This is a genomic window from Streptomyces acidicola, assembly GCF_009377235.1.
Lineage (GTDB): Bacteria > Actinomycetota > Actinomycetes > Streptomycetales > Streptomycetaceae > Streptomyces > Streptomyces acidicola.
This window is the reverse complement of record NZ_VMNX01000118.1, coordinates 21,629-27,864: the sequence shown is the minus strand read 5'-3', so window position 1 is coordinate 27,864 and position 6,236 is coordinate 21,629. Positions and strand designations below refer to the sequence as shown.

General features: G+C 71.6%; 5 protein-coding genes. All 5 read left to right on the top strand.

All coding sequences use genetic code 11. The features are described from left to right. Positions 1–126: 126 nt before the first annotated feature. The 5 genes from FPZ41_RS27055 to FPZ41_RS27035 all read left to right on the top strand — a co-directional run bounded on the left by FPZ41_RS27055 (position 127) and on the right by FPZ41_RS27035 (position 6,236). Entirely contained in the window at positions 127–1,383 is a 1,257-nt protein-coding gene (locus FPZ41_RS27055; RefSeq protein ID WP_152866274.1) for a flavin-containing monooxygenase, read from the top strand. A 405-nt stretch (positions 1,384–1,788) separates the two neighbouring features. Then, positions 1,789–4,041, top strand: coding sequence for an acetate--CoA ligase family protein (locus FPZ41_RS27050; RefSeq protein ID WP_152866273.1), 2,253 nt, complete (start codon positions 1,789–1,791; stop codon positions 4,039–4,041). A 163-nt stretch (positions 4,042–4,204) separates the two neighbouring features. Next, entirely contained in the window at positions 4,205–5,110 is a 906-nt protein-coding gene (locus tag FPZ41_RS27045) for an enoyl-CoA hydratase/isomerase family protein (protein WP_152866272.1), read from the top strand. 92 nt (positions 5,111–5,202) lie between these two features. After that, a complete protein-coding gene (locus FPZ41_RS27040; RefSeq protein ID WP_228023002.1) occupies positions 5,203–5,835 on the top strand; it encodes a flavin reductase family protein in 633 nt (210 codons plus the stop codon). A gap of 17 nt (positions 5,836–5,852) precedes the next feature. Beyond that, positions 5,853–6,236: a hypothetical protein gene (locus FPZ41_RS27035; protein ID WP_152866271.1), complete on the top strand. Its 384-nt coding sequence runs from the start codon at positions 5,853–5,855 to the stop codon at positions 6,234–6,236.

The following is a 6,236-nucleotide window of genomic DNA, read 5'->3' as shown; positions in this document are numbered from 1 at the left end:
TCCCCACACATTCCGAGACCCCTACGTCACACACCCCACCCACCCCTCCTACGGCCGTGATCGATTCGCAACCAATTCCGGGCTTGACCGAGACCCATCAAGTGAGCATGCGAATACCCTCGGCACATGGCCGACTCCTCCACGTCCACCGACCCCACCGAGCCCGGCGACTCCACCAAGCCCGCCGGGTCCGGCGGCTCCGCCGGCCACGTGGGGCGGGCCCGTGCCGATCGTCCCGTGTACGTCATCGGCGGTGGCCCGGGCGGGCTGGCGGCGGCGTACGCGCTGCGGGCCCAGGGTGTTCGTGCCGTCGTGCTGGAGAAATCCGACCAGGTCGGAACATCGTGGCGCAAGCACTACGACCGGCTGCGTCTGCACACGACCCGGCGCCTGTCGGGGCTGCCCGGGCTGCCGATGCCGCGCCGGTTCGGCCGCTGGGTGTCGCGGGACAACGTGGTGCGGTACCTGGAGAAGTACGCCGAGTACCACGAACTGGAGGTCGTCACCGGCGTCGAGGTCTCCCGCGTGGAGCCGGCCGCCGACGGCAGCGGCTGGCTGCTGCACGCCACCGGCGGACGCGAGCTGACCGGCAGCGCGGTCGTCGTCGCCACCGGCTACAACCACACGCCCCACCTTCCCGACTGGCCCGGCCGCGACGCCTACACCGGCGAACTGCTCCACGCCCGCGAGTACCGCAACGCCGCGCCCTTCGCCGGCCGCGATGTCCTCGTCGTCGGTGTCGGCAACACCGGCGCCGAGATCGCCGTCGACCTGGTGGAGGGCGGGGCCTCGCGCGTACGGCTCGCGGTGCGCACCGCCCCGCACATCGTGCGCCGCTCCACGGCCGGCTGGGCGGCCCAGTTCAGCGCCATCGTCGTACGGCACCTGCCGGTCGCCCTCGTCGACCGGCTCGCCAAGCCGATGGCCAGGCTCAGCGTGCCCGACCTGTCCGCGCAGGGGCTGCCCCGGCCCGATACCGGGCTGTACTCGCGCGTCAACGCGGGCTCCATCCCCGTACAGGATGTCGGCCTCATCGACGCCGTACGAAAGGGCCGCGTCGAGATCGTGGCCGCGGTGGAGGGCTTCGAGGACGGCAAGGTGGTCCTCGCCGACGGTGACCGCATCGAGCCCGAGGCCGTGGTGTCCGCCACCGGGTACCGACGCGCCCTGGAGGGCCTCGTCGGCCACCTCGACGTCCTCGACGAGCGCGGCAGGCCCGTCGTCCACGGCGCCCGCACCCCGGCCGCCGCCCCAGGTCTCTACTTCCAGGGCTACACCAACCCCATCAGCGGCATGTTCCGCGAACTCGCCCTGGACGCCCAGAAGATCGCCAAGGCGGTGGCCCGCCGGGGCAGGGTGGAGCGGCAGCCGGCCCGCACCTGACACTCCGCGGCGAACGGAGAACCGGGCGGCGGAGTGGCGGCCGCCGCTGCCGGGCGAGGGCGCGCGGCCCGCCCGTCGCGACGCCGGGCACGGAGATCCCGGCCGCCGGGATTCTGACCCCGAGATCCTTACCGCCAGGATTCTGGCCGCTTCGCGACTTCCACCGCCGTCCGGTGTTCCAGCGGCGCGTGTTGCGGGTACGAAAGCTGTGCCCCACCGCCCGCCATGCACATGCCCATGCCCATGCCCATGCTGCGCTCATGATCATGCTCATGGCCATCTTGCGCGGTGGCGCCCGTCCAACTACCGCACCTCTCCGTGCACGACTGTTCCTGACACTGCGTCAGTTCAGTAATCTGACACAGCGTCAGTTAATGGAGCTGTCACACAGGAGCGGGCGGACCGATGCTTGGATCAACCCACGGCACCCTCACCACCGACTCCCGCCGGGCCAGGGCCATCGCCTGCGGCGAGCACCCCTCACCCGTCGTGCACGGCAGGCCCGCCGCGACCGACGATCTCGACGTCAGCGGACGCCCGCTGTACGCCGACGTCCCCGATCTCGACCGCTTCTTCCGCCCCGGGTCCGTGGCCGTGGTCGGCGCCTCGGACGCTGAGGGACGGCCGAACACCGGTATCACTCGGCAGTTACTCGCCTGGGCCGAACGGGTCGGCGCCCGGCTGCATCCGGTGCACCCCACACGTCAGTCCGTCTTCGGCATTCCCTGCTCTCCTGCCGTCGCCGACCTGCCCGAGCAGGTGGATCTCGCCGTGTTACTGGTCTCCGACCCCCTTCCCGTGATCGAGCAACTCGCCGAGACCAAGGTGAAGTTCGCGGTCGCCTTCGCCTCCGGGTTCGCGGAGACGGGCGCGGAGGGCGCGGCCGCGCAGGAGCGGCTCGCCGCCGCCGTGGCCCGCTCCGGACTGCGGCTGCTGGGCCCGAACACCAACCTCAACGCCTTCGAGCGGTTCCGGGACGACCTGGACGGGCCGGCCATCGCGCTCATCACCCAGTCCGGCCACCAGGGCCGCCCCGTCTTCGCCCTCCAGGAGCTCGGCATCCGACTCTCCCACTGGGCACCCACGGGCAACGAGGCCGATCTGGAGACCGCCGACTTCATCTCCTACTTCGCCGAGCAGCCCGAGGTGGGCGCCATCGCCGCCTATGTGGAAGGCCTGAAGGACGGCCGCTCCTTCCTGCTCGCCGCCGACCGGGCCGCCCGGCGCGGCGTGCCCGTCGTCGCCGTCAAGGTCGGCCGCACCGAGACCGGCGCCCGCACCGCCGCCTCACACACCGGCAAACTGACCGGTGCCGACGCGGTGGTGGACGCGGCCATGCGGCAGTTCGGGGTGATCCGGGTGGACGGACTCGACGAACTCCAGGACACCGCTGCCCTGCTGGCGCGGGCGCGCCGGCGGCCGGACACCGAAGGCGGCCGGCCCCGGACCGCCGACGGGGTCGTCGTGTATTCGATCTCGGGCGGCACGGGCGCGCACTTCGCCGACCTGGCGGCCGAGGCGGGGCTCCACCTTCCGGTGCTGTCGGAGGCCAAGCAGGCCGAGCTGCACCAGTGGATACCCGAGTACCTGAACGTGGCCAACCCCGTCGACAACGGCGGGCACCCGGTGGGCGACTGGCGCGGGCGGAAGATCATCGACGCGATCCTCGACGACCCGGACGTGGGAGTACTGATCTGTCCCATCACCGGGCCCTTCCCGCCCATGAGCGACAAGCTCGCGCAGGACCTCGTGGACGCGGCGGAGCAGACGGACAAGCTGGTGTGCGTGGTGTGGGGCTCGCCGGTGGGCACCGAGCCCGCGTACCGGGAGACCCTGCTCGGCTCGTCCCGGGTCGCGACCTTCCGTACCTTCGCCAACTGCATCACGGCCGTCCGCGCCCACCTCGACCACCAGCGGTTCACCACCGCGTACCGCTCCCCCTTCGACGAGGCGCCCCGCAGCCCGTCGCCCTCCTACCGCAAGGCCCAGGCACTGATGCGACCCGGGCAGCAGCTGAGCGAGCACGCGGCGAAGCAGCTGCTGCGGGCGTACGGGATCCGTGTCCCGCGCGAGCAGTTGGTGACCAGCGCCGCCGCGGCCGTACGCGCGGCGAGCCTGGTCGGCTACCCCGTGGTGATGAAGGCGTCCGGAGCGCGGATCGCCCACAAGACGGAGCTCGGACTGGTGAAGATCGGGCTGACCTCGGCCAGCCAGGTCCGCGACGCCTATCGCGAGCTCACCGACATCGCGCGCTACGAGGGCATCTCGCTCGACGGGGTGCTGGTGTGCCAGATGGTCGAGCGGGGCGTGGAGATGGTCGTGGGCGTCACGCACGACCGGCTGTTCGGGCCGACGGTCACGGTCGGGCTCGGCGGAGTGCTGGTGGAGGTCCTGCGCGACTCCGCCGTGCGCGTGCCCCCCTTCGGCGAGGACCAGGCCCGCGCCATGCTCACCGAACTGCGCGGGCGGGCCCTGCTGGACGGGGTGCGCGGGGCTCCCCCGGCCGACGTGGACGCCCTCGTCGAGGTGGTGCTCCGGGTGCAGCGGATGGCGCTGGAGCTCGGGGACGACCTCGCCGAGCTGGACATCAATCCGCTGATGGTGCTCCCACGCGGGCAGGGCGCCGTGGCGCTGGACGCGCTGGCGGTGTGCCGCTGAGCGCGACCACGCGCCCAGGAGACCAAGAACACCGAGGACGCCGAGAGCGCCCAGGACACCCGGCACACCCGGCGCACCCGGCGCACCCTGAATACCCAAGACACCCAGGACACCGAGGACGCCCGCGACTCCTGTCACTCCCCGTACACAACGGAGTTTCAACATGCCCGCTTCCCCCCTTGAACCTCCCGAAAAATCCCGTGACTCATTGATACTGCACACCACTGACAACGCCGTCTCGTGGATCACCCTCAACCGCCCCGAGGCGATGAACGCCATCACCCCTGAACAGCGGGAACGGATCATCCAGCTGCTTGCGGAGGCCTCCGCGGACCCGGCCGTACGGGCCGTCGTCATCACCGCGACCGGCCGCGGCTTCTGCGCGGGCGCGGACCTGCGCGGCACCTCAGGCACGACCAGCACTTCCAGTCCGTCCTTTGGTCCGTCCTCTGGTCCGCCCTCCAGTCCGCCCTCTGGTCCGTCCTCTGGTCCGGCCTCCGAACGCGTCCCCGGCGACGTCGCCCGCACCATCCGGCTCGGCGCCCAGCGCCTGATCGCCGCCGTGCTCGACTGTGAGAAGCCCGTGATCGCGGCGGTGAACGGCACAGCGGCCGGCATCGGCGCGCACCTGGCGTTCGCCTGCGATCTGGTACTGGCGGCCGAACCCGCGCGTTTCATCGAGGTGTTCGTACGGCGCGGCCTCGTGCCGGACGGCGGCGGCGCGTACCTCCTCCCTCGCCTGGTCGGACCCCAGCGGGCGAAGGAACTGATGTTCTTCGGCGACGCGCTGTCGGCGACGGACGCGGAACGGCTCGGGCTCGTCAACCGCGTGGTTCCGCCGGAGGAGCTGGAGAAGACAGCCCGCGAGTGGGCCGAACGCCTCGCCGTCGGCCCCACTCGTGCCCTCGCCCTCACCAAGCAGCTCGTGAACGCGTCCCTCGACACCGACCGCGCCACCGCCTTCGCTGCCGAAGCCGCGGCCCAGGAGATCAACATGACGACGGCGGACGCAAACGAGGGCGTGGCGAGCTTCGTGGAGCGCCGAACACCGCGATACGAGGGGCGCTGACCCGCTTCTTCACGCCCGGCCTCTTCACACCTCACCTCTTCACGCCCCACCCCTTCACTCCTGACGATCCGTCAGGTTCAATGGCGGGTGTGATGGGAAGCGCAGGAATGGCGGCCGCCGCCGTCCGGTACCTGAGGTCGGCGGGGGCCCGCACGGCCGTGGAGCCCGTCGATCCGCTGCCGCGCCCCGAGTTGCGGAGCGTCGGGGAGGACGAGCGGGCGCCGGTGGACCAGGCGGAGTTCCGGCGCGTGCTGGGGAACTTCGCGACGGGAGTGACGGTTGTCACCGCACCGGCGACCACTGACGACGGCCCCGCGGGCTTCGCCTGCCAGTCCTTCTCCTCCCTCTCGCTGGACCCGCCGCTGGTCGCGTTCATGGTCGGGCGTACGTCGACGACGTGGCCGCGCATCGCCCGCGCCGGCGTCTTCTGCGTGAACGTACTGGCAGCCGATCAGGGTGAGGTGTGCCGTGGCTTCGCGGTGAGCGGGGCCGACAAGTTCGCGGGGGTCGCGTACGACGCGTCTCCCACCACCGGTTCCCCGCGTCTCGCCGGCGCCGCCGCCTGGATCGACTGCACGATCCACGCCGTGCACACGGGCGGGGACCACCTGATCGTGGTCGGGCGGGTGGAGACCCTCGGGGCGGCCGACGCGGGGGCCGACGCGGCGGAGGTGCCTCCCCTGCTGTTCCACCGCGGGCGGTTCGGGGGATTCACGGGCATCTGACGGCGCGGTGTCGGAGGATGTCCCCCGTGGACGGTGGCGTGGACACGGACATGGACATGGACATGGACATGGACGAGACCCGGGGCGAGTACGTCGAGCGCTTTCGCGCCCTCGCACGCGAAGGGCTCGACGAACTCTTCGTAGCGGAACGGCTGCCGGGTCTCGTCGGCGGGCGGCTGGAGCACTTCGCCGTCGTGGACAAGGTCGACAACGGAGTGTCGGTCCACGCGGAGACCCGCTTCTCCTTCCGCGGTCACCGCTTCCGCTACCAGCGACAGATCTGGCCGCCCGGCTTCGCGCTGGAGATCCAGACCGCCCTCTGCATCGAACACCTGAGGGAACGGGTCCTCACCCGCCGCTACCGGGCAGGGGCGGACCCGGAGGCGGCCATCGAGATCTAG

What these genes read in the sequence shown, in the direction of transcription:
- FPZ41_RS27055 (WP_152866274.1), top strand. Translation starts at nt 127, where the DNA reads ATGGCCGACTCCTCCACGTCCACCGACCCCACCGAGCCCGGCGACTCC.
- FPZ41_RS27050 (WP_152866273.1), top strand. Translation starts at nt 1,789, where the DNA reads ATGCTTGGATCAACCCACGGCACCCTCACCACCGACTCCCGCCGGGCC.
- FPZ41_RS27045 (WP_152866272.1), top strand. Translation starts at nt 4,205, where the DNA reads ATGCCCGCTTCCCCCCTTGAACCTCCCGAAAAATCCCGTGACTCATTG.
- FPZ41_RS27040 (WP_228023002.1), top strand. Translation starts at nt 5,203, where the DNA reads ATGGGAAGCGCAGGAATGGCGGCCGCCGCCGTCCGGTACCTGAGGTCG.
- FPZ41_RS27035 (WP_152866271.1), top strand. Translation starts at nt 5,853, where the DNA reads ATGTCCCCCGTGGACGGTGGCGTGGACACGGACATGGACATGGACATG.